Source organism: Pontibacter sp. SGAir0037 (assembly GCF_005491705.1).
Taxonomy (GTDB): Bacteria; Bacteroidota; Bacteroidia; order Cytophagales; family Hymenobacteraceae; genus Pontibacter.
Genome location: NZ_CP028092.1, coordinates 4977850 through 5000072 on the forward strand (window position 1 = coordinate 4977850; position 22223 = coordinate 5000072).

Annotated in this window: 19 protein-coding genes; 10 read left to right on the plus strand and 9 right to left on the minus strand. The window is 44.8% G+C overall.

Annotation, left to right across the window (positions count from 1 at the left end; genetic code table 11):
* Positions 1-23: 23 nt before the first annotated feature.
* Together C1N53_RS20660 and C1N53_RS20665 are read right to left on the minus strand one after the other, a co-directional pair.
* Entirely contained in the window at positions 24-602 is a 579-nt protein-coding gene (locus C1N53_RS20660; protein WP_137761110.1) for a thioredoxin family protein, read from the minus strand.
* Positions 603-626: 24 nt separating this feature from the next.
* Positions 627-1268 (minus strand): 4'-phosphopantetheinyl transferase family protein, encoded by a 642-nt coding sequence (locus C1N53_RS20665; protein WP_137761111.1) that lies wholly within the window; start codon positions 1266-1268, stop codon positions 627-629.
* Positions 1269-1368: 100 nt separating this feature from the next.
* On the opposite strand from C1N53_RS20665, the gene C1N53_RS20670 reads away from it, so the two are divergent.
* The 3 genes from C1N53_RS20670 to folB are packed head-to-tail and all read left to right on the plus strand — an operon-like array spanning position 1369 to position 3619.
* On the plus strand, positions 1369-2289 hold the full coding sequence (locus C1N53_RS20670; protein WP_137761112.1) for a WD40 repeat domain-containing protein: 921 nt from the start codon (positions 1369-1371) through the stop codon (positions 2287-2289).
* Between the two features lie 4 nt (positions 2290-2293).
* Positions 2294-3259 (plus strand): DivIVA domain-containing protein, encoded by a 966-nt coding sequence (locus C1N53_RS20675; RefSeq protein ID WP_137761113.1) that lies wholly within the window; start codon positions 2294-2296, stop codon positions 3257-3259.
* Positions 3260-3268: 9 nt separating this feature from the next.
* Positions 3269-3619: a dihydroneopterin aldolase gene (gene folB, locus C1N53_RS20680; RefSeq protein ID WP_137761114.1), complete on the plus strand. Its 351-nt coding sequence runs from the start codon at positions 3269-3271 to the stop codon at positions 3617-3619.
* Between the two features lie 82 nt (positions 3620-3701).
* Here the strand turns inward: folB and C1N53_RS20685 are convergent, their stop codons facing one another.
* Complete coding sequence (locus C1N53_RS20685; RefSeq protein ID WP_137761115.1) at positions 3702-4049, minus strand: iron-sulfur cluster assembly accessory protein; 348 nt, start codon at positions 4047-4049, stop codon at positions 3702-3704.
* A 177-nt stretch (positions 4050-4226) separates the two neighbouring features.
* Here C1N53_RS20685 and C1N53_RS20690 point away from each other — a divergent pair, with 177 nt between their 5' ends.
* Positions 4227-4739 carry a hypothetical protein gene (locus C1N53_RS20690; protein ID WP_240773311.1) on the plus strand — a complete coding sequence of 171 codons (513 nt, stop codon included), beginning with the start codon at positions 4227-4229 and terminating at the stop codon, positions 4737-4739.
* Positions 4740-4886: 147 nt separating this feature from the next.
* On the opposite strand, the gene C1N53_RS20695 is transcribed toward C1N53_RS20690, so the two are convergent.
* The 4 genes from C1N53_RS20695 to C1N53_RS20710 all read right to left on the minus strand — a co-directional run bounded on the left by C1N53_RS20695 (position 4887) and on the right by C1N53_RS20710 (position 12310).
* Positions 4887-5975 carry an aminotransferase class V-fold PLP-dependent enzyme gene (locus C1N53_RS20695; RefSeq protein ID WP_137761117.1) on the minus strand — a complete coding sequence of 363 codons (1089 nt, stop codon included), beginning with the start codon at positions 5973-5975 and terminating at the stop codon, positions 4887-4889.
* A gap of 108 nt (positions 5976-6083) precedes the next feature.
* Positions 6084-7976: a phosphoglycerate dehydrogenase gene (serA, locus tag C1N53_RS20700; protein ID WP_137761118.1), complete on the minus strand. Its 1893-nt coding sequence runs from the start codon at positions 7974-7976 to the stop codon at positions 6084-6086.
* 199 nt (positions 7977-8175) lie between these two features.
* A complete protein-coding gene (bshA, locus tag C1N53_RS20705) occupies positions 8176-9312 on the minus strand; it encodes an N-acetyl-alpha-D-glucosaminyl L-malate synthase BshA (RefSeq protein ID WP_137761119.1) in 1137 nt (378 codons plus the stop codon).
* 67 nt (positions 9313-9379) lie between these two features.
* Positions 9380-12310, minus strand: coding sequence for a glycoside hydrolase family 3 N-terminal domain-containing protein (locus C1N53_RS20710; RefSeq protein ID WP_371415936.1), 2931 nt, complete (start codon positions 12308-12310; stop codon positions 9380-9382).
* A gap of 434 nt (positions 12311-12744) precedes the next feature.
* On the opposite strand from C1N53_RS20710, the gene mutL reads away from it, so the two are divergent.
* The 4 genes from mutL (at position 12745) to C1N53_RS20730 (ending at position 16781) form a co-directional block, all read left to right on the plus strand.
* Positions 12745-14565, plus strand: coding sequence for a DNA mismatch repair endonuclease MutL (mutL, locus tag C1N53_RS20715; RefSeq protein WP_137761120.1), 1821 nt, complete (start codon positions 12745-12747; stop codon positions 14563-14565).
* A gap of 27 nt (positions 14566-14592) precedes the next feature.
* Positions 14593-15369, plus strand: coding sequence for a rhomboid family intramembrane serine protease (locus tag C1N53_RS20720; protein WP_137761121.1), 777 nt, complete (start codon positions 14593-14595; stop codon positions 15367-15369).
* 115 nt (positions 15370-15484) lie between these two features.
* A complete protein-coding gene (locus C1N53_RS20725; protein ID WP_206077590.1) occupies positions 15485-16393 on the plus strand; it encodes a rhomboid family intramembrane serine protease in 909 nt (302 codons plus the stop codon).
* A gap of 46 nt (positions 16394-16439) precedes the next feature.
* Positions 16440-16781, plus strand: a complete 342-nt coding sequence (locus tag C1N53_RS20730) for a hypothetical protein (RefSeq protein WP_137761123.1) — start codon at positions 16440-16442, stop codon at positions 16779-16781.
* A gap of 88 nt (positions 16782-16869) precedes the next feature.
* On the opposite strand, the gene mdh is transcribed toward C1N53_RS20730, so the two are convergent.
* Positions 16870-17808 (minus strand): malate dehydrogenase, encoded by a 939-nt coding sequence (gene mdh / locus C1N53_RS20735; protein WP_137761124.1) that lies wholly within the window; start codon positions 17806-17808, stop codon positions 16870-16872.
* Positions 17809-18015: 207 nt separating this feature from the next.
* Positions 18016-19353 (minus strand): tRNA lysidine(34) synthetase TilS, encoded by a 1338-nt coding sequence (gene tilS / locus C1N53_RS20740; RefSeq protein ID WP_137761125.1) that lies wholly within the window; start codon positions 19351-19353, stop codon positions 18016-18018.
* A 189-nt stretch (positions 19354-19542) separates the two neighbouring features.
* On the opposite strand from tilS, the gene C1N53_RS20745 reads away from it, so the two are divergent.
* Together C1N53_RS20745 and C1N53_RS20750 are read left to right on the plus strand one after the other, a co-directional pair.
* The gene (locus C1N53_RS20745) at positions 19543-21315 is read left to right on the plus strand and encodes an OstA-like protein (protein WP_137761126.1); all 1773 of its coding nucleotides are present in this window, start codon (positions 19543-19545) and stop codon (positions 21313-21315) included.
* Positions 21316-21384: 69 nt separating this feature from the next.
* On the plus strand, positions 21385-22221 hold the full coding sequence (locus C1N53_RS20750) for an outer membrane protein assembly factor BamD (protein ID WP_240773313.1): 837 nt from the start codon (positions 21385-21387) through the stop codon (positions 22219-22221).
* Positions 22222-22223 lie beyond the last annotated feature (2 nt).

Consider the following 22223-nt stretch of genomic DNA (forward strand, 5'->3'; position numbering starts at 1 on the left):
TTGTGCTTTATTGGAATGTTTATTTACAGCTTCTTAATCATGCAGCCTGTAGCACGTTTGTCTAGAATCGTAACTGTTTTATTTGCCAGCACCTCATCAATAACACTTTTCAGGTAATTGTTTTTTACAGCCGATTCTGCCTGAGGGTTGTCATCAATGGCTCCTTTATATTTTAATGTAAACTCTCCGTTGTTGTTATTTAATACAAAAGCTTCAGGCATGCGGGTAGCTCCGAACTGCGAAGTTACTTTTTGGCTGTCATCGGCCAGGTATGGGAAATTATAGTTTTTAGAGGCAAGCTCTTTAAGCGTTTCAGCGCCTGTACCCGGATTTATGAAAATAAACTGTACTCCCTGGCTCGCATAAGAAGTGGAGAGTGTTACCAGCCGGTTTTCATATTGTGTGGCGTAAGGGCATTGGCTGTTGGTAAAAACAAGTACAACCGTTTTGCTTTTGGCAAAATCGCTCAACGAAAAGCTTCTGTTAGAAGCATCTTTCAGAGTGAAATTAGCAACTTTATCACCTAACTGGTAGGCCCCAGACTGCGCAGCAGCACCAAGGGTGACCAGTAAGGTTACCATAAAAGAAATAAGAAGTTTCATATAGATAAGATTCTATTGCCGTGTTTAAAAACTGTCTATGCCATACGTTAAAATATGACTCAGAACGGTTTCATGTTGAATATGATACAATTTAGTTAAATTATCTGTCTGTACATAACCCTGCAGCTTATGATGGTTGGCTGCATTGGGAGGAAGTACGAGTAAATTTTCTTTAAAGATCAAATTTCTCCTGCTGTATAATTTATACAATGTTTCTTTAGCGCTCCAGTAAAGGCAGGTTTTTTCTGTATCGCCCGAGGTGTATAGCAGCTCTTCTTCCGTTAAAACCCTGTTAGCCACACGAAGCACTTTAGAACTGATATATTCAACATCTATGCCAACTTCATAAGTATCAGAGAGTATTACCGCAGCCAGATCAGTCGTATGTGAGATGGAAACATGTATGCCTGAAGAAGCAAATTCAGGCTTGCCGTTTTCACTCCGCAACAGTTGGAGTGGTTCGCTTGTAAAGTGCTGCAGCAGTTGATATACAAGTACCCGGCTTGCCAGCCATTCCTTTTGTCGCTTTGGGTGCGGAAAAACAGGTATAGCGCTATGGTCGATGTAATCAGGCAAATGCTGCAGGAGTTCCTCCGGACTTTCTGTAATTGACCAGACACCTAATAAGGTATGTGGGTGAAGTTGTTTTGTGAAAAGCAGGGGCATAAGCAAACAGCAAGCGCAGGTTTTATAAAACGTTAGCCAAAGGATTAGCTCTTTTTATCGTAAATTTAGGCAAATTTTAAACTTTACAGTTATTTCGCTTATGGCCAGCCAAGTAAAAGTACAGAAAGTAGCCACGCTCACAGGCCATCGCGATTGTGTGTATACGCTGGAGCGGGCAGGGGAGACGCACCTGTTTTTTTCTGCAGGGGGTGATGGGCTGGTGGCACAGTGGGACCTGAACGACCCTGAAAATGGCGAGCTGATTGCTAATGCTGAAAAATCGGTGTATGCTTTGCGTTACCTGCCAGAGCGGCACCTGTTGCTGATAGGGCAGAATACGGAAGGACTGCAGGTAATCGATTTGCAGGATAAAAAAATTCTAAAATCAGTGGCACTGCCTAAAGTGCCTATTTTTGATATTGTTGCGTCTGCCGTAACCGGAAAATTATATGTGGCACTGGGCAACGGTGGTATTTGCGTACTCAACCTCGAAACCTTTGCGCTGGAGACGATCATCAGAAAGTCTGACCAGAGTGCGCGCTGCCTGGCAATTAACCAGCATACCCAGGAACTTGCCGCAGGCTACAGCGACAATACCGTTCGTATTTTTGATCTGGCTACTATGCAGCAGAAGTATGAGCTAAAGCAACATACCAATTCTGTGTTTGCCATGGCTTATTCACCTGAAGGCGATTTGCTTCTGACAGGTGGCCGCGATGCACATCTGCGGGTATGGGAGGCAAAACAGGAGTACAAAGAAAGGGGGTACCTGATCGCGCACATGTACACCATCAATCACATCGCTTATAGCCCTGATGGCCGCTACTTTGCCACCTGCAGCATGGATAAATCCATTAAAATATGGAATGCCCAAACTTTTAAGTTATTGAAAGTGATCGATAAAGTTCGTAACGCAAGCCATGGCACATCTGTCAATAAATTATTTTGGACGGCTCATCAGAATCAGTTAGTTTCGTGTAGCGATGATCGTACCATCTCAGTTTGGGATATAAATTTTTAGAGTTATGAAGATTACACCATTAGAAATCAGACAAAAGACATTTGAGAAAGCTTTCAGGGGATTGGACAAAGATGAGGTAAATGCTTTTTTGCTGACCCTCTCTCAGCAGTGGGAAAAGCTTTTGGATGAAAACAAAGACCTGCGCATGAAGCTGGATGCGTCGCATCGCGAGACTCAGAAGCTGCGTGAAGTGGAATCTTCGCTCTATAAAACTTTAAAAACAGCTGAAGATACAGGAAACAGTATTCTGGAACAGGCAAACAAATCATCGGAGCTGAAAGTGCGCGAGGCACAGTTAAAGGCAGATGAGCTTTTAAGCCAGGCGCGCAACCAGGCACGTCAGGTTTTAGAAGACGCTTCCAAACAATCGGAACGTATGGTGGCTGAAATGCAGCAGGAGGTAAAAGCGCTGGAGCAGGATTATCAGCGACTGGAGGGTTACCTGGAGTCGATGGTGCGTGACCTGAAACATTTGGCTAATGATGCTTTAGAGAAAGTAGAAAAGGCAAATGCAAAACCAAAAACCTCTACATCAAGTATTCTTTCAAGAGCAGCCAGTGTGCAAGTGCAACAAGCTGAGCTGTTGCAAAAACTGAAAGATATGAACACAGCATCCGAAAATAAACCATACCAGTTAGCGGCTTCTACAGCGGCTAATGCTCCTATAGCAGTAAGAAATGGCAACGGATTTGATCCTTTTGGAGATCCTGCCCCAGATGTAACACAGCCGCACCCGGAAATTCCTAATCCGGTTACGCCTGTGCCTAATATACCTGCCCCTGAAATTGAGCAACCTGAGCCTGATTATCCTGGCCGTGTGCCAGCTCCGGGTATCGAAAAGCCAATTCCTGATATTGAACCTGTAACGCCGGATGAGCCTGAAATTCAGCCTCCTCTTACCGAACCTTCCAAAAACCAGGTAAATGCGCCTATCAGGCAAACGGCTGGGTCCTTCTTCGACGAAATATAAGGAAACGCAATGGGACAGATTGCATTGGAAGGAATGGAGTTCTTTGCCTTCCATGGCTATTATGATGAGGAGCAGAAGATTGGCAATAAGTACGGCATCGATCTGTATATTGAAACAGATTTAAGCCGTGCTGCCGAAAGCGATGAGCTGCAGCAAACTGTAAATTATGAGGTGCTGTATGCACTGGCGCTGGAAGAAATGAAAATTCCTGCGCGGTTGCTGGAGCATATCGGGCATCGCATCATTGATCGTGTGTATGAACACTTTCCGTTTGTGCAATCTGTTAAGATCAGCGTGTATAAGTTTAACCCTCCCTTGGGTGGCATTTGCAAGTGGGCAAAGGTGTCGCTGGAGAAGTAATAAGCTGAAATCCTACTAAAGAGCGTGGCCTGACTCATATGAGTCAGGCCACGCTCTTTAGTAGGAAGAAAAGGAGGTGCTTTTAAGCAGAGAAAGAGCTACCGCAACCGCAGGTGCTGGTTGCCTGAGGGTTGTTAAACGTAAATCCGCGGGCGTTAAGGCCATCTTGGAAATCTACTTGCATACCCATAACATACATACCATGCTTCTTGTCCATGATTAGGTTTACACCGTCAAGGTCAAATACTTCGTCTGCTTCTTTTGCTTTATCAAAGCCAAGCAGGTAAGACATACCTGAGCAGCCGCCGCCCTGAACGCCCACGCGTAATCCGTAATCAGCTGGTACGTTCTTTTCTTGCATTATATTTTTAACTTCAGCCAGTGCTCTTTCTGTGAGCGTGATAGGTGCAGTTTTAGTTTCTGTTGCCATAATGATCTGATTCTTTTATGAACCGTAAATTTACATATTTTTTAATAAATAAATCTTCACGGCTACCATACGTTCTATTTAAACAGGTATAAACCGAAAATGATTCACGTAGGATAAATTAATTTTTCCCGATATTTATTCACTCAAACGATATCTATGCAACAGACTTCCATCTTCATGATTGAACTTCTTAAACTGACACTGCCGGCTCTTATTATTGCTGGTGCCATGTATTTATTGGTAAAGAACTACCTGGAGAAAGAGCAACGGGTAAGGGCACTGGAACTACGCATGAAAAATGCAGAAACGGTACTGCCTATTCGTTTGCAGGCTTATGAGCGGATCACATTGCTGCTGGAGCGTATCAGCCCTGGCAATCTGTTATTGCGTATAAGCGGGGCCGGGAGTACGGCCACAGAGTACCATCGGCAGCTCTTATCTGAAATACGGGAAGAATTCAATCATAACCTGTCGCAGCAGGTGTATATGTCTGACCAGGCGTGGCAGCAGGTAAAGCAGGCACGTGAAGAGATAGTGGCTTTAATTAACAAAGCCTATCAGCAAATGCCAGATGATGCAAAAGGAAATGATCTGGCTAAGCGCATCCTGGAAACTATACTGGGCGGTGAGCAGGACCCGACTGCGCGTGCCATCAGTGCGATAAAGCAAGAGATAGCCCAGGTTTTCTGATAATAAACAAGTTTTTTATAAACTTCTTAAAGCGGCCTGAAAAGAAAAAGCTAAGCCTACCAATACAATTTTTAAAGCCATCGGCATCAATCAAAAGCTGATTTGCTGCTACAGCTGTAAATTAAAAAATTGTAGGAGCCGCTTCTGTTAGCCTACTAACTCCTGCAGCTTTTCAACCAAAGCCTGTACCTGTTCTACACTGTGAGCAGGAAAACTGGCAATTCTGATCTGCTTCTCTTTATAGTCGCCATAGCCGCTGCCAACAGCCATGTTGTATGGAGCCAGCAATTTATTTACTTCGGATGCCGGTAAAATGGTATTGGCTACAATGGTTGTAACGGAGCGATGGGCTTGCTCCTGTACTGCAGCAGAAAAGTTTTTGCTGACCTTTATATACTCATAGATAAGCTGTGCTTTGGTTGCTGCTTCTTCTCTGATTGTTTCTATTCCTTTCTGAAGCATGTCTTCCACCACCTTGCCCAGCAGGTATAAGTTGAGCACATTTGGTGTTTCTACAGTTTGGTTTGCCTTTGCCTTGCTAAGCATGGCAGGTATACTATGGTAAGAGCCAAGCGAAACTCCCTTTGCCTGCAAAGCTTCTGCCTTCGCTACACACCGGTTGTTCAGAAGCCAGACACCTAAGCCAGCCGGAAGCCCGAAGCATTTCTGAACCGAAAAATAAACAGAATCAACTTGATTGAAATCAAAGGCCGGAATAGGAAGCGAAGAAACGGCATCTACAAAAAGAAGCGTATCCGGACTTACTTTCTCCCTGAACTTGTTGATTTCCGCCACAGGCATACTGGCACCTGAGCTGGTTTCGTTTTGTACAAGAGCTACTAATTCAGCTGTGGCAGGAACATGTATACTTGCAGCATCAAAGCCTTGTGTAAAGGGTGCTTCATATTTAGTTGCTTTACGCCCCAATTCCCCTGATACCTGGTAAAAGCGTTTTGAAAAGGAGCCGTTTACCAAGTGAAAACTTTCGTGTTCTACTGTATTCTGAATGGCTCTTTCCCATATTTCGTTGGCCGACGACAGAAACAGCACCTCATAATTATCCGGCAACTGAAGCAGGGTGCGCAGTTCAGCTTCGGCATGTGCATAAATATCTTTAAACTGCTGGCTGCGGTGCGAAATACTTCCAATTTTATCTTCTAAAGCACTTTGTATGTGCTTTGCAACTGTAGGATATAATTCTGAAGGCCCTGGCGTAAAGAAAATCTTATTAGTCATGGAAAAGGTATTGCAGATAAATGAGCAGAACGTTACTGATACTGGCAATAGGTTAGGTATACCATAGCTACTCCCGCGCCCAATCAGCGACAGGAGTAGCCTTAGCTATTAATATAATATTCTGAATTTAATGGTATGCGGCACCTGCTTCATGTCATTTACTACTGTTTTATCGTAGGCTTTGTCGATGTCGGTGATTACATATCCCACACGTTCATTTGTTTTCAGGTACTGGCCCAGAATGTTAACATGGTTGCTGGCAAGCACTTTGTTTATGTTGGCCAATACACCCGGCACGTTCTGGTGTATATGAATCAGGCGGTGTGCATTGTTTAGCTCAGGCAGCTGAATGTTCGGGAAATTTACACTCTGATATGTATTACCGGCATTGATGTACTGCATAATGCGCTTCGGTACAAAGTCAGCAATGTTCTGCTGCGCCTCCAGAGTGCTTCCTCCAATATGCGGCGTCAGAATAACATTTGGCAAACCACGAAGCTCGCTCACGAATTCTTCAGAATTATTGGCTGGCTCTTCCGGGAAAACGTCTACCGCTGCTCCACGAAGCTTGCCTGTTTTTAAAGCCCCTACCAGGCTGGATAAGTCCACTACATGGCCACGGCTCAGGTTCAGGAAAATAGCCCCTTCTTTCATGGCGGCAAATTCTGCTTCACCAAAAAGGTTTTTATTGGAAGACCTGCCATCAACGTGCAGCGTTACAAAATCTGCTATTTCCAATAATTCAGTTAAGGTTTCGCACTTGCGGGCATTACCAAGCTGCAGTTTCTCTACCACATCGTAATAATAAACTTCCATGCCCAGCGATTCTGCCAAAACAGAAAGCTGTGAGCCTATGTTGCCGTAGCCAACAATTCCCAGTTTTTTATCGCGTACTTCAAAACTACCGGCTGCCGATTTATCCCACTCGCCACGATGCATCTTTTCGCTTTTGTCAAAGATGTTGCGGCTCAGCATGATGATCTGGCCGATTGCCAGCTCCACAACACTTCGGGTGTTACTGAATGGCGCATTAAAAACCGTAATGCCGGCATCGAGCGCAGCAGTTAAATCGATCTGATTTGTGCCAATGCAAAATGCGCCAATGCTCATTAACTTATTTGCATGTTTGAGCACTTTTTTGGTAACGTGTGTTTTAGAGCGGATGCCCAGTATAGATACGTCTTTTATACGCTCACACAGTTCCTCCTCACTTAAAGCACCTGCAACAGTTTCAACCTGGTATCCTTCTTTTTTAAAGAGCTCCACAGCCTTAGGGTGGATGTTCTCCAGCAGAAGTGCTCTGATGCGGTTTTTGGGATAGGAGATAGCCATAGGAAGTTTATTCTGGTATAAGAACTCGTCTAAGCTTGGTGCTATATGCTCTGCTTTTGCCACTACACTATCGCGGGCAATATTTTCTGTAAAGGCATAGAACTTGTTGGCAAGACCGGCCTCTTTTATTTCGTAATCGGTATACCCGTCGCCTAAAACATACACATCGCCTTTCAGCGCCATAGTTTCAAGCAGTTTTATCTTTCCTTTGTCCAGGCACAGTACATTGGCTTCATCAAAACCAATAATGTTACCGTTCTCATCAAACAGAAATGTATTGGCAAAAATATTTTCTTCCTTAATGCCGTATTCAGTAACAATTGGGGTGATAAACTCCTTAAACCCGCTTGATACTATAAAAATGTTATCAGAAAATTCTGTAAAGAACTCTCTGTTTCGTTTAATGGATTCTGATACCTTGTCGCGAAGCCTTGGAATAAGTTGCTGCAGGTCTTTTTTATTTGCTTTTAACAGGGCCAGGCGCTTGGATAATCCTACAGTAAAGGAGCTTTTACCCTCCATGGCACTGTTTGTTAAATCTTTTATTTCCTGAAGAATCTGATCTTTGCGTTCGTCATCATGCAGGGTTATTTCACCTAACTCGTCTAAAGCCTCCACTTGTGTGAATGTGCTGTCAAAATCAATGATAAAGTATTTGTCTTTGCTCATAATTACGGGTGATTTAGCTTCACAAGCAATGCGTATACCAGCAGCTGAAAATTAATTTTAAGAGTAAGATTTCTGCTTTGGCACGTAAAGCTAGCTAAAGTTAACTAGGTATTTATCTTAAGCAGTAAAGATACAATATAAAAAAAACCAGCACGTAAAATTTTGCTGGTTTTTCAATATTTTGTCAATAATTTTAGAATTAAAGTAAAGCTAGTTGCTCATCAATAATACGTTGGTAATATTGTTCGTACAGCGGCACAATGGTGTTAATGTCAAAGTCTTTGGCGCGATTAAAGGCATTTTGTTTAAACCGGCTCAGGTTTTCGTCCTGCAAAATGTAAAGCGCATTCTTCACCATTTCGTCTACAGCGCCTACAGGGCTTACGAATCCGGTAACGCCATCTACATTCAGCTCCGGTATACCACCTGCGTTAGAAGAAATAACCGGCACCTCGCAGGCCATGGCTTCCAGTGCCGCTAAACCAAAGCTTTCTTTTTCGGAAGGCATCAGGAACAGGTCGGCTATAGAGAGTACTTCTTCTACGGCTTCCATTTTACCTAAAAAGCGTGTGTCGCTACAAATATCCAGTTCCCGGCACAGCTTTTCCATTTTAGGCCTTTCCGGCCCGTCGCCAATCAGCAACAGCTTGCTCGGAATTCTTTCGCGCACTTTGGCAAAAATCCGGATTACATCCTCAATTCGTTTTACCGACCGAAAGTTGGAGGTATGTACCAGCAGCTTTTCGTTGTTCGGGCTGATGGCCATTCGGAAATGATCTTTCTTCTGACGCTTAAATTTAGACAGGTTGATAAAGTTAGGAATAACTTCTATTTCTTTTTCAATCTGGAAGAAGTTATACGTCTCTGCCCGAAGGCTGTCTGAAACTGCTGTAACGCCGTCTGACTGGTTTATGCTGAACGTGACAACAGGTTCAAAAGAAGCATCTTTACCTACCAGGGTTATATCTGTACCATGCAGGGTGGTGATAACAGGTATATGAATTCCCTTCGTTTTCAGGATCTGCTTTGCCATAAAGGCTGCCGAAGCATGGGGTATGGCATAATGCACATGCAGCACATCCAGTTTTTCGAACTGAACAATATCTACCATTTTACTGGCAAGTGCCAGTTCGTACGGCGGGTACTGAAACAGGGGGTAAGTAGGAATGTATACTTCGTGATAAAAAAGATTTTCGTTGAAAAAGTCGAGGCGAGCTGGCTGGCTATAGGTGATAAAATGAACTTTGTGTCCTTTCAGGGCAAGCTCTTTTCCTAATTCTGTGGCTACCACACCGCTACCTCCAAAAGTTGGGTAACAGACAATCCCGATTCTCATAGTATCTATGCTGTGGAAATAACAAGTGCAGCCTCTGTGGCTGCACCCGCTAAATTACCATTTAAATTTATGTTTTAGGTACAATCGCTTTATATATCACATCGTGAATGCGAGAGCGGATATTATACTTTACGAGTTTCTGGTTCCCGGCGTCTGGATAAACTCTGTTTGACAGGAAGATATAAATTAGGTTAGTATCCGGATCTGCCCAGGCTGCCGTACCCGTAAAACCAGTGTGTCCGAATGTTTCTGCTGAAGCCAGGTTAGAGGTTGGTCCGTTACCGCCATCTGTTGCAGGTTTGTCCCAGCCCAGGCCTCTGCGGCTTCCGGAGAATTGTTTTTTGGCAAATTCGCTCACTACTTTGCTGTTGTAGTAGTTGTGCCCGCCATACTGTCCATTCTGCAGGTTCATCTGCATCAGTATAGCCAGGTCGTTGGCATTCGAAAATAAACCGGCATGGCCACCTACACCACCCATCATGGCAGCACCCTGATCGTGTACAGTGCCCCATATCAGGTTTTTGCGGAAATAGTTGTCATCCTCTGTCGGCGCAATGATTTCTCTAGGGTGTTTTAGCAAGGGCTTGTAAGTCATGGTGCTCAGGCCAAGCGGGGTGTAAAAGTTCTGATCCATAAACTCATCTAAGGGCTGGTTCAGCATCTTTTCTGCCATGCGCTTCATAATATAAAAGCCAAGGTCACTGTACTGGTATTCATAGGTTTTGGCGCCTTTACTGCGCGGTAGCAAAGGCGATTTTACCGTCCAGGTCCAAAGAGAGTCTTCCATCGATTTAATGGAGTATACACCAGGTATCACTTCATTTGGAAACACATCGGTGCGGGTGCTGGCATAGTAGGTTTGGGCTAGTTTTAGCTTATCCAGCGTTTTTTGCCAGTGCACAATGCCTGCTCTCAGGCCTGCCTGGTGCCCCAGCACATCCCGGATAATGATACCCTCTTTATTGGTGCCTTTTAGTTCAGGTAAATAAGCTGATACTTTTTCATCCAGCGAAATTTTTCCCTGATCTTTTAAGAACATAACTGCCTGCAGTGTGGCTGCCACTTTGGTAACAGAGGCAATGTCATATACCGTGTTATTGGTTACAGGCTTAATTTTATCGTAAGTATAGTATCCGTAGGATTTGTTAAATACCACGGTTCCGTCTTTTACTACCAGTACCTGGGCTCCCGGAGTAGCTGCATAGGCAATAGCCTCAAGTGCAATGTTGTCTATCTGGGCCAAGGTTCTGGAATCCATACCTACACTTTCTGGTGCGCCATACTTTAAGCGATTTAAGGAAGCGGTGGAAACGCCTGTGCCCGCCTTAAATTTGGCTGATGCTGTAACCGGCAGTTTTCCTTTGGCAGCCCTTGCACCGAACAGTATCTGCGGCACCAGCAACTGAGAGGTGGCATTATCTTCGTAGCCGCAAACCAGCCAGTTGCTGTTTTCAAAAAACTTAAGACTGTAAGCGTTGCCCATCACAGCCACCACTACTTTCTTGTCGGTGCGTTCCTGCAGAAATTTAATAAAGGCACGTGTGCTTACGCCTACACCAAAGTCTTTCTGGGGTGTAATGTTCATGTTGTGTATGCTCACCACCACCACATCATAATCGCGGAGCTGTGCTATCACTTTTGTAAAAGCAGAGTCCGGAGCAAAGCGGTTAGGTATTGTAAACTTTGCTATAGGCGCGTAGTTGCCTAAGGTTTGCTGAAAGGTGTTTCCTTTATTTGCTCCGATAGCCACTGAGGCAATGCTCATGGTATCGAGGTTACGGAAAGGCAGGAAATTGTTCTTGTTCTGAACTACCGTTACCGCATTCTCATAAATCTGTTCCTGCACTACCTCGCTCAGCGGGCGCTCCAGGTCTTCCTGCAGGTTTTTGAGTGCCACAGGCTTGATGTTGTTCAGTCCTGCCCAATACTTGGCTTCGAGTATTTTGCGAACGTGCTGCTCTATTTCTTCCTGCTTTAGCTTCCCCTGGCTAACAGCTTCTTTTATTTTGGCAATGGCTACCGGTACATTTTCGGGAAAAAGAAGTACATCGTTTCCGGCCATTAGTGCTCTTAAATCAACTTCTCCGGGTGCATAGTATTTGGTTACCCCTTTCATGTTCAGGGCATCTGTAAACACAAGGCCTTTATAGCCCATCTTTTCCTTCAGAAGCCCTGTTACCAGTGGATAAGAAAGTGTAGTGGCCAGATTACGTGTTGTATCGATGCTGGGCAGGTAGAGGTGTGCTACCATAACACCCATTACGCCTGCTTCGAATGATTTACGAAATGGATAAAGCTCTACCTCCGTCAGGCGCTTCAGATCATGTGAAATAACAGGCAGCGATAAGTGAGAGTCGGTATCGGTGTCGCCATGGCCAGGAAAATGTTTGGCAACAGCCATAATGCCGTGGTCCTGCAGGCCTTTTATATAGGCTACGCCGCGTTGGGCCACCTCTTCTTTTGATTCGCCAAAGGAGCGGGTGCCAATTACAGGGTTGCCTGGATTGCTGTTTACATCAATAACAGGCGAAAAGCTCACATGCACACCTATGCGCTTCATTTTTAAAGCAATCTCACGGCCCATCATGTACACGTATTTGTCGTCGGTTGCGGCACCCAACGTCATGGCTTTGGCAAAGTTCATGCTGCTGTCCAGGCGCATGCCAAGGCCCCACTCCGCATCCATGGCAATTAACAGGGGCACCTTTGCCTGCCCCTGAAAGCGATTGGTAAGTTTTGCCTGCCGCACAGGCCCGCCCTGCATAAACATAACGCCGCCCACGCCCTGGTTTCGCACTAGTGCATCTATTTCCCTGAAATGCTTTTCGTCTTTGTTAGAGTAGGCCGCTACCATAAAAAGCTGCCCAATACGCTGGTCAGGAGTAAGTGAGTTATAGACGCTGTCCACCCAATTTTTCTCTTTTACCTCATCCACGGCATCTTCTGATGGCTTTAACGACATCATAGGCCCCATTCCCAGAAAAATAAGTACAAGCAATCCTAAACTAAAACGCTTCAACATCCTACACAGGTATTTATATTATTGGAACAAGTCGAAATTAAGCCTAATTTTGCAAAGGACGGTACAGGAGAAGTAAATTTTTATGCTGCTGTATTCCTTTTTACAGATTAAAAACACGCGGAAGACGTAAAACCTGCCGAGCTGTTTAAGTGGTATGCGGCATCGCCTGTTCTGTGTGCCGGCGCCGCAGTTTCAAAACCACCTGTTGGCTCATTTATTAAATTAGGCCATAGATTAAATCAAGGTTTACCAAAAATTCCAGCATCTTTTTTTAATCAGTCTGTAAATTAGTAATAAAATTACTTCTGAATAAGTTCTGTTTTTACAAATAAGTAAAATCAAAAATCAGTCCGAATTTAATCTTGGAGCTGGTTTAGTAACAAAACAATTACAAAGACTAACGCTATCGGATGCCCGACATTATACATTTATTACCGGATTACCTTGCCAATCAAATTGCTGCCGGCGAAGTGGTGCAAAGACCAGCCTCTGTGGTAAAGGAGCTGCTGGAAAATGCCATAGATGCGCAGGCAACAAACGTGCAGTTGATTGTGAAGGAGGCAGGGAAACAGCTGGTACAGGTGGTTGATAATGGTATTGGTATGTCGGAGACAGATGCCCGCATGTGTTTTGAGCGGCATGCCACCTCCAAAATCAGTTCTACCGAAGATCTGTTCCGCATCAGAACAATGGGGTTCAGGGGAGAAGCAATGGCTTCTATTGGGGCTGTAGCCCAGGTAGAGCTTAAAACCAGGCAGCACACAGCGGAAGCAGGTACCAGGTTGCTGGTGGAGGGGTCGGCCGTAGTGGCTCAGGAACCTGTGGTTGCACCGGCCGGTACTTCTATTTCTGTTAAAAATCTGTTTTATAATGTGCCCGCCCGCCGCAACTTTCTGAAGACCAACGCGGTGGAGATGCGCCATATTCTGGATGAGTTTCAGCGGGTGGCGCTGGCATACCCCGAAGTTGCCATGTCGTTGTACCACAACGACACCGAAATTTTTAACCTGCCGGTAACCAAGCTGAGCCAGCGGATCGTGGGTGTGTTTGGCAACAACTATAAAGAGCAGATGGCCTATTGCGAGGAAGATACGTCTTTTCTGAGCGTGAAAGGGTATATAGGCAAGCCTGAATATGCTAAAAAGACCCGGGGAGAACAGTTTTTCTTCGTAAATAACCGCTTCATCAAAAGTGGGTATTTACACCATGCCGTTATGATGGCATTCGAAGGACTGCTTCCGAAAGATAATTACCCGTTTTATGTGCTCTTTATTGAGCTCGATCCGGAGAAGATAGATATAAATGTGCACCCCACTAAAACGGAGATAAAGTTCGAAGACGAAAAAACGGTATACGCTATTGTGCATGCTGCCGTTAAGAAATCGTTGGGACTGCATAATATAGCGCCTTCCCTTGATTTTCAGAGCGATGTGAATTTTGCACCCTTGCAGCCGATCCGACTGCAGAGCGTCAGGAGTGAGTTTGAGGAAGACTACAAATTTCCTGGCTTTAATGTGCCTGCATCGCCTAAGCGGGTAAGTTCTAAAGGTTGGGAAGAACTGTACGAACCTTTAAAGCAGCAGATGCCGGCAGAGGAGGAGCGTATTACTTCTTCTTCGGGGATGGGGCTGTTGGATGATGCATTTGCCGAGAGCCCGGCTGCCGTTAACAAAACACTGCAGGTACACCAGAAATACCTGTTGGTGCAGGTGAAATCAGGCATCATGGTGATAGACCAGCAGGCTGCACAGGAGCGCATTTTGTATGAGAAGTACATCGGTTCACCGCAGAAGAAAGCCGTAGCCTCCCAAACGCTGCTCTTCCCGCAAACTGTAGAGCTTTCGCCAGCCGATGCCGTGTTGCTGAAGGAACTGGCTGTGGAGTTTCGGGAACTTGGTTTTCAGTTTGAGGACTTTGGTGGTAATACCATTATTCTGAATGCCATACCAGCCGATGTGCAGGCAGCGAATGAGAAAGAGCTGCTGGAAGAGTTAATTGAACAGTATAAAAACAATCTGGCCACCTTAAAGCTTGATAAAAGAGAGAATCTGGCGCGCGCTATGGCAAAAAGACTGGCGTCAAAACTTCAGTCGCGCATGTCTGACCTAGAAATGAATTCGCTCGTAGACAGACTCTTTGCCTGCCAGGTGCCCTATTATACACCTGGTGGTCAGAAAACACTAGTAATCATGGAGCTTAGCCAGCTGCATGAGCTTTTTTTGAAAGGCTGATGGTTCTACCTTAGAAACGCTTAACGCATGCTTAATATAACGCCCATGGTCAGGAACATCCTGATCATCAACGTGGTTATCTTTATTTTGCAGGACAGGTTAATACCTTCTGCGCAATTTGCTTTATATCATTTCAGCTCTGAATATTTTCAGCCAATTCAGCTTTTATCGCACATGTTTATGCACGGTAGCTGGGGGCACCTGTTTAGCAACATGTTCAGCTTGTTTATTTTTGGTCCGATGCTGGAGCGTTTCTGGGGCCCACAGCGCTTTCTGGCCTTTTACCTGATTACAGGTTTAGGAGCTAGCTTGCTTTATACAGGCGTCAGAACCTTCGAGCTGAACAACCTGCGTGCAGATACAGAACAGTACCTGGAGAATCCTACTCCTCTGGGTTTCAATATTTTTATGGACAACCATCTGGCACCCGGAGCAGGACTGGAGATGGCCTCAGAGTTTCGTCGTAATCCTGACAGTCCCGAGTATATTGAGGGGAGCAAGCAAATTGTAAGGCGTGTCTACAATCAAGTGGTGAATACACCATTGGTAGGAGCATCCGGAGCTGTTTTCGGTATATTAATGGCCTTTGGGATGCTGTTCCCGAACCTGGAGCTCTTCCTGCTTTTTATTCCTTTTCCGGTTAAAGCTAAGTATTTTGTATTGCTCTATGGTGCGTATGAATTGTATTCCGGTTTCAACCGTGTGCCCGGCGATAACGTAGCACATTTTGCACACCTTGGCGGTATGTTGTTTGCGTATATCCTGATAAGGATGTGGCAACGGAACGATTATCGTAATTATTAAGCTTTAACTATAAGTAGCTTTCTTTGTTTAGCAGATACAGCAACGTTTTGTAGGGCGGGCAAGCGTAAAGCAACTATGTGTGTTATGACAATTATTTTTTTATGCTAAAAGTATAATGAGCATTTTACAAGATATAAAAGATTCTTTCCGGCAGCCCAATAATACACTAAAGCAACTCATTCTTATTAATGTTATTGTTTTTGTGGTGCTTATTGTGCTGCGTATGCTTCTTACGTTTACAGTAGGGCCTGAAGTGTACGGCAGGTTAATGAGTTTTATTGCCTTGCCTTCTGATCCGTGGTCTGTGCTGATAAAGCCCTGGACGCTGGTAACCTATTTCTTTACCCACGAAGGTTTTCTACATATTATATTTAATATGCTTAACCTGTATTGGTTTGGGCAGTTGGTCCGGGAGTACTTAGGCGATAAGCGCTTGCTAAGCTTATATGTTTTAGGTGGGCTTGCAGGTGGTTTGCTGTTTATCCTTTTTTACAACCTGGTGCCTTTTTTTGCAGACAGGTCGGCTTATGCTGTTATGATAGGTGCCTCTGCCAGTGTTTTGGCTGTTGTAGTTGCAGCAGCCACTTTACTGCCAAACTATACCTTTAATTTAATATTGATAGGCCCGGTAAAGATAAAGTATATTGCGCTGTTCTTAGTTGTGTTGTCTATTTCCGGGGCGGTCGGAAGCAATGCCGGTGGAAATATTGCCCACTTGGGTGGCGCGTTTTTAGGCTGGATGTTTATCAAGCAGTTGCAGCGCGGTAGCGATCTGGGCAGGCCTATACATGGTTTATTCGGTTTTGTAACAGGAATATTTAAACGCAGACCTGCTTTAAAAGTAACGCATCGGCGCTCAACAGCATCTGCTCCCTCTAATGGCAATGTAGCCAGCAGCAGTTATGCAGGTAAACCAAGCCAATTGGAAATAGACCGTATTCTGGACAAAATTTCCAGTTCCGGTTACGAAAGCTTATCCAAAGAAGAAAAACAAAAGCTCTTCCAGGCCAGCCAGAAAGAATAATCTTCGTATCTTTAAGTAAGACAATGTAGAACCTAACTTAAAAGATATGAAATACTTATTTGCGTTTGCACTGATACTAAGCGTGTTTTCCTCTACCAGCGTACTTGCCCAAGAAAGCAAGACAATGACTATAAAAACGAGGAAAAATGTAAGTCCGGAAGATGTGCTTTATATAATCCGAAGCAACTCAGCAGAAGAGTTTCCTGTGGAGCATGCTTCTTTAAAGACTATTGATTCAGATTGGATTGAAGCGGTTGATGTTTTGAAAGATACATCTGCGGTAGAACGCTATGGTGACAAAGGAGCCAATGGCGTTGTGATTATAACCCTGAAGGAAGACGAAGCAGCGGCTAATGAGTTTTTAAAGAAACTGAAAGAAAGCAAATAGAAAAGGAGTAACCGAGCATTCCCTATAAAGGCAGAAGGCGCTACTTATTCAGTAGCGCCTTCTGCCTTTATAGGGAATGCTTCCTTATTTAAGCATTTGCATTGATCTTATCCAGCGCTTCCATTACCTCTTTTACGTGTCCGCGCGAAGTTTCCAGCAACTGTTTCTCTTCATCGTTTAACTGAAGCTCAATTACTTTTTCGATACCGTTTTTACCTAAAATCACAGGTACGCCGAGGTATACTCCATCAATTCCATATTCGCCTTCCAGTTTAACGCAAACCGGGAACACGCGGCGCTGATCGCGTACAATAGCCTCAACCATTTGAGCAGCCGCAGAACCTGGTGCATACCAGGCCGAAGTACCCATCAGTTTTACCAGTTCGCCGCCACCGTTTTTCGTGCGCTCCACTATAGCGTTCAGTTTGTCTTCTTCAATCAGTTCTGTTACAGGTATACCGCCTACAGTGGTGTAGCGTGGAAGTGGTACCATGGTGTCGCCGTGGCCACCCATTAATACAGCCTGAATATCTTTCGGAGATACATTAAGTGCCTCTGCTAAAAATGCTCTGTAGCGTGCTGTATCCAGAATGCCAGCCATACCCATTACACGGGTACGCGGTAATTTAGACGTAATATGAGCCGCATACGTCATCACATCCAACGGATTGGAAACCACAATAATGATGGCGTTCGGAGAATATTTTATAACATTTTCGGTTACTGACTTTACAATACCCGCGTTGGTTGAGATCAGGTCGTCGCGGGTCATGCCTGGCTTGCGTGGCAGGCCGGAGGTTATTACAACCACATCAGAGTCAGCAGTGCGGGAGTAATCGTTCGTAACACCAACAGTGCGTGTGTCATAAAGGTTTATAGGGGCTTTCTGCCAGATATCAAGCGCTTTGCCCTCGGCAAAACCTTCTTTAATATCCACTAAAACTACTTCGTTCGCGATTTCGCGGTAAGCAAGAACATCAGCGCATGTAGCGCCTACGTTTCCGGCTCCAACTACGGTTACTTTCATTATCGGATATGCTTTAGTTATTGGTTTGAGGATCGATTAACTATTGTAAAAATATAGAAAAAAACTATTACGATGCAGGGAAAAGTAAAAGTATTCTTTGGTACTGGACATAAGACACAGGATACAAGATTTTTTAAATGTATGGGTATATTAAGGATAAACAACTTATCCGCCTCTTCCTGGCATACTTTAGTCCTTTGTCTTAAGTCATGTGTCTTGTGTCCTTGAAAAAACTATCTCCAGCACCCGCTCTGTTTTGTCGGTTACTTTAAAGCGGTTGTCCAGCCGCTGCCCCACAATCCAGGCAATCGACTGTTCTGATACTAGTACCAGTGTTTGAGGTTTAAGGTTAGCAGGTACTTTCTTATCAATCAGGAAATCACTTACTTTCTTTTTTCCGTTCATGCCCAGCGGTACAAACCAGTCGCCTTCCTGCCAGTTTCGGAGCTTCAGAGGAAACCTAAGCTGATCAGCATCCAGAGCAGCTACATGGGGTTTGGTATTGAGTTTATACTTAGCCGCATCCATATAGCGAAGTGTTAGGCGGATATGCTCTCTTTGTATTTGTGTCTGGCCTTCTTCTATGGTTATACTTCCAAAGGTGGCGAGGTTGCGGGGGGTAATAACCAACTGGTCCCGGTCTTTTATAAGTGTATGGCTTGGGGAATGAAACTGTTTGCCTGATATGCCTTCCAGGGCTTCTGTCAGCTCCAGTACTACACTGTAGCTGAAGTTGTAAGGGCGCAGCAGCTCGTGCAGCACAACAGGTAGCCCGGTCGCATCCTTTAGCGGAAGAAGGTGGAGGTAGGTGGCATCGGCTTCTGTGCGCAGTGCCTGCTGCCCGAGCTGCTGGATATAGGCGCCCACAATTGCTTCGGCATGGCTAACCCGCTCGGCTGTCTGTTGCATCGTTTCTTCCAGGTTTGGGTTTATCTCTTTTAGAACGGGAATTACCTCATGCCTGATTTTGTTACGCTGGTACTTGGTGGTTTCGTTGGAGCTGTCTTCACGCCAGATCAGCTTGTTAGATGTTACAAAGTCGTAGATATCGTCTTTGGTAACAGAAAGCATGGGGCGTATAATATGGCCGTTTTGGGGCGGAATGCCGTGCAGGCCAGCTATACCTGTTCCTTTTGTCAGGTGGAGCAATATGGTTTCGGTCGTATCGTTGCTATGGTGGGCCGTGGCAATGTAATCGTAGCCTTCTTGCTGGCGTATTTGCTCAAACCAGTTGTAGCGCAAGGTTCGGGCAGCCATTTGTATCGAAAGTTTCTCCTGTTCAGCAAATGCTTTGGTGTTGAAATTTTCGGTAAAGAATGGTACATCATACTTTTTGGCCAGCTTTTTGACGAATAACTGATCGGCTTCTGCGTCTTCGGCTCTTAACCCGAAGTTACAGTGTGCCAGGGCAAACGTATATTTTAGCTTATGCAGCAGCTCGCACAGCACAACGGAATCAATGCCGCCACTTACGGCAGCTAAAATTTTGCTTTCGGGCTGGCAAAGCTGGTGCGCCTGGATAAAACCTGAAACTTTCTGAAGCATAAGACAGTTGCTGAAATTTATTTATAATTTTGATTTTTAAAGTATTTAGAAGCTAGACGTTAGATACTAGATGTAAAGACATCTGCCAGTAATATAGTTGTCCCTGATTTTTTAATAGTCAGTGATACTGAGGTTTGTATTGTTTTACGTCTAAAATCTAGGTTCTAAAATCTATTATCTATTTTCTAAATGAACATCACAAAAGTACTGTATTCTCTTGTCTTTGCTTTGTTTTCTCTGCTTTCTCTGTCGGTTTCGGCACAGCAGCAGTTGCAGCGGCAAAAACAACAGCAGACGCAACAGCCACAGCGGCAAACACAACGACCGCAGCAGCAGTTACCTGCCCAGGAAAATAACAAGGTAGATTTAATAAACGCAGATAGTCTGAAAGGCGGTACCTATAATGGGCAGCAGGTAGACAGGCTATTGGGAAATGTAGTGTTTAAGCAGCGCGATACCTTTCTGCACGCAGACTCTGTGTACCAGTACAGAGGAACGGAGATGCTGGAGGCTTTTAGCAATGTACGTATTCTGCAGGGCGACACACTTACCATGACCGGGGATCGTGCAACGTATGACGGTACAAAACGAACGGCCAGAATGACCGGAAACGTAGTGATGCGGGATCCGCAGATGACGCTTACTACGCCAAGCCTCGACTATGACCTGAACAGTCGTGTGGCTGTGTATACAGAAGGAGGTACCATAGTGGATCCGGAGAACCGCCTTCAAAGCCGTCGTGGAACTTACGATACCCAGACCAAAACTTTCACTTTTCAGCAGAATGTAAAAGTCTTCTCGAAAGACTACAACATAACAGCTGAGAATATGCGCTATAACACACTCAGCAAGATCGTGTTTTTCCAGGGACCTACCTTTATCAAAGGGAAGCAGGGCGATTTGTATGCCGAAGAAGGTACTTATAATACCATTACTAAAATTTCTAATTTCGGGCGCAATGCCTACATATTAACTCCCGAGTACAGGTTGGGAGGCGATAAGTTGCACTACAACGAAAGTACCGGCTATGGGTATGCCGAAAAGAATGTTACATTGCGTTCTTTAAAAGATGATGTGATTATCCGCGGACGGGTAGGCCGCTACTGGCGCCAGAGGGGGTATGCCAAAGTATATGGTAATCCGGTTATGGAGTCTATCATGGACAATGATACCCTTTTTATGGCTGCCGACACGCTGATTTCGCAGGAAGCTGTAAAGCCTGGCGACCCGAGTATGCTATACGCCTTTAAAGATGTGCGCATTTTCAAAAAAGACTTACAAGGCACCTGCGACTCGCTCAGCTTTAACCGTACCGACTCTGTTATGTACATGAATACATTGCCTGTATTGTGGAGTGAAGGCAGCCAGATGGTATCTGACACCATTCGCATCCACCTGCGCAACAAGAACATCGATAAAATGTACATGTTCAGCAATGCCTTTATCGCTTCTGAGGATTCTATCAAAAACTACAACCAGGTGAAAGGACGCAACATGGTAGCCCACTTCCAGAATGGCGACCTGCGGCGTGTGGATGTAAACGGGAATGGCGAAAGCTTATACTTTGCCCTGGAAGGAGATTCGTTGCTGACAGGAATGAATAAGGCAATCTGTAGCGATATGGTGCTGCGGTTTGCAGAAAATAAACTGAAAACTATTTCGTTTCTGGTGGACGCAGACGCCGATTTTATTCCGCCCCATGAACTGAAAAAAGACGATAAACAGCTGGAAGGCTTTTCGTGGCTTGCTGATTTCAGGCCCGCAAAAAAAGATATTTACACCAAACCCGCTAAAAAAGAGCGGCCTCCTGTTGCCCGTCCGGCACAGGCACAACCTGATTCCAGGCAGGCTCCTGCCAGAAATCAGGCGCAGGGGCAACCCGGCAGTAAGGCTCAGCAGCAGGGGCCAACCCGCTCTAACAGCAGGCCGGCGAGTACCGGTAATTTAAGACGAGGAAACTAATGAGGTTGTTTAAAGCCAATAATTTTCAGATTTGTATTTCATACAGAAAATCAATAATTTTGCCCGTTCATGAATAGAGGCTTTTTCCATACCGTAGCTTTGTTGGGCTTATTGCTCATCTTTACAAGCTGTAGCAATTATCAGAAGCTTTTAAAAAGCAACGATGTTGATAAGAAGTACCAGGCTGCACTCTCTTACTACGAAAAAGAGGATTATACCCGTGCCAATGAACTGTTGAAGCAGGTAGCTCCTTTAATGACAGGAAGAGTAGAGGCCGAACGTGCTAATTTTGTGTATGCTCACACATACTTTATGCAGGGCGATTATATCTTGGCTACGTATCATTTCAAAAACTTTTATGATACCTACCAGCGTAGTGAGTTGGCAGAGCAGGCCATGTTTTTACATGCAAAATCACAGTATTATCAGTCTCCTTCTCATGAGCAGGACCAGCAAAGCACTTTAGCGGCCCTGGAAGCTTTACAGGAATTTAACGTGCGCTATCCGGGCAGCCAGTATGGCGAGGAAGCCAATCAACTGATAGACGAACTGTTCAGGAAGTTGGACAGAAAGGCTTTTGAGAGTGCCCGCTTATACTATTCACTCAGATACTATAAAGCGGCAGTTGTGGCATTTACAAACTTTCAGCGCGATTACCCAACTTCTCCGTACAGCGATGAGGCTGGTTATCTGAAAGTTGATGCGCAGTACAGGTATGCAAAAGAAAGTATTGCAAGTAAACAGGCAGAACGCTACCGCGAAGCAATTGAATTCTATGAAGTGTTCGTAGATCGTTATCCGGAAAGTAAGTTTTTACGTAGTGCCGAACAGGTATATGGCAATGTTCTGGAAGAGTTAGAAAGAATAACAAGCAATTCAAATACAGCAACAACACAAAGTAATTAATT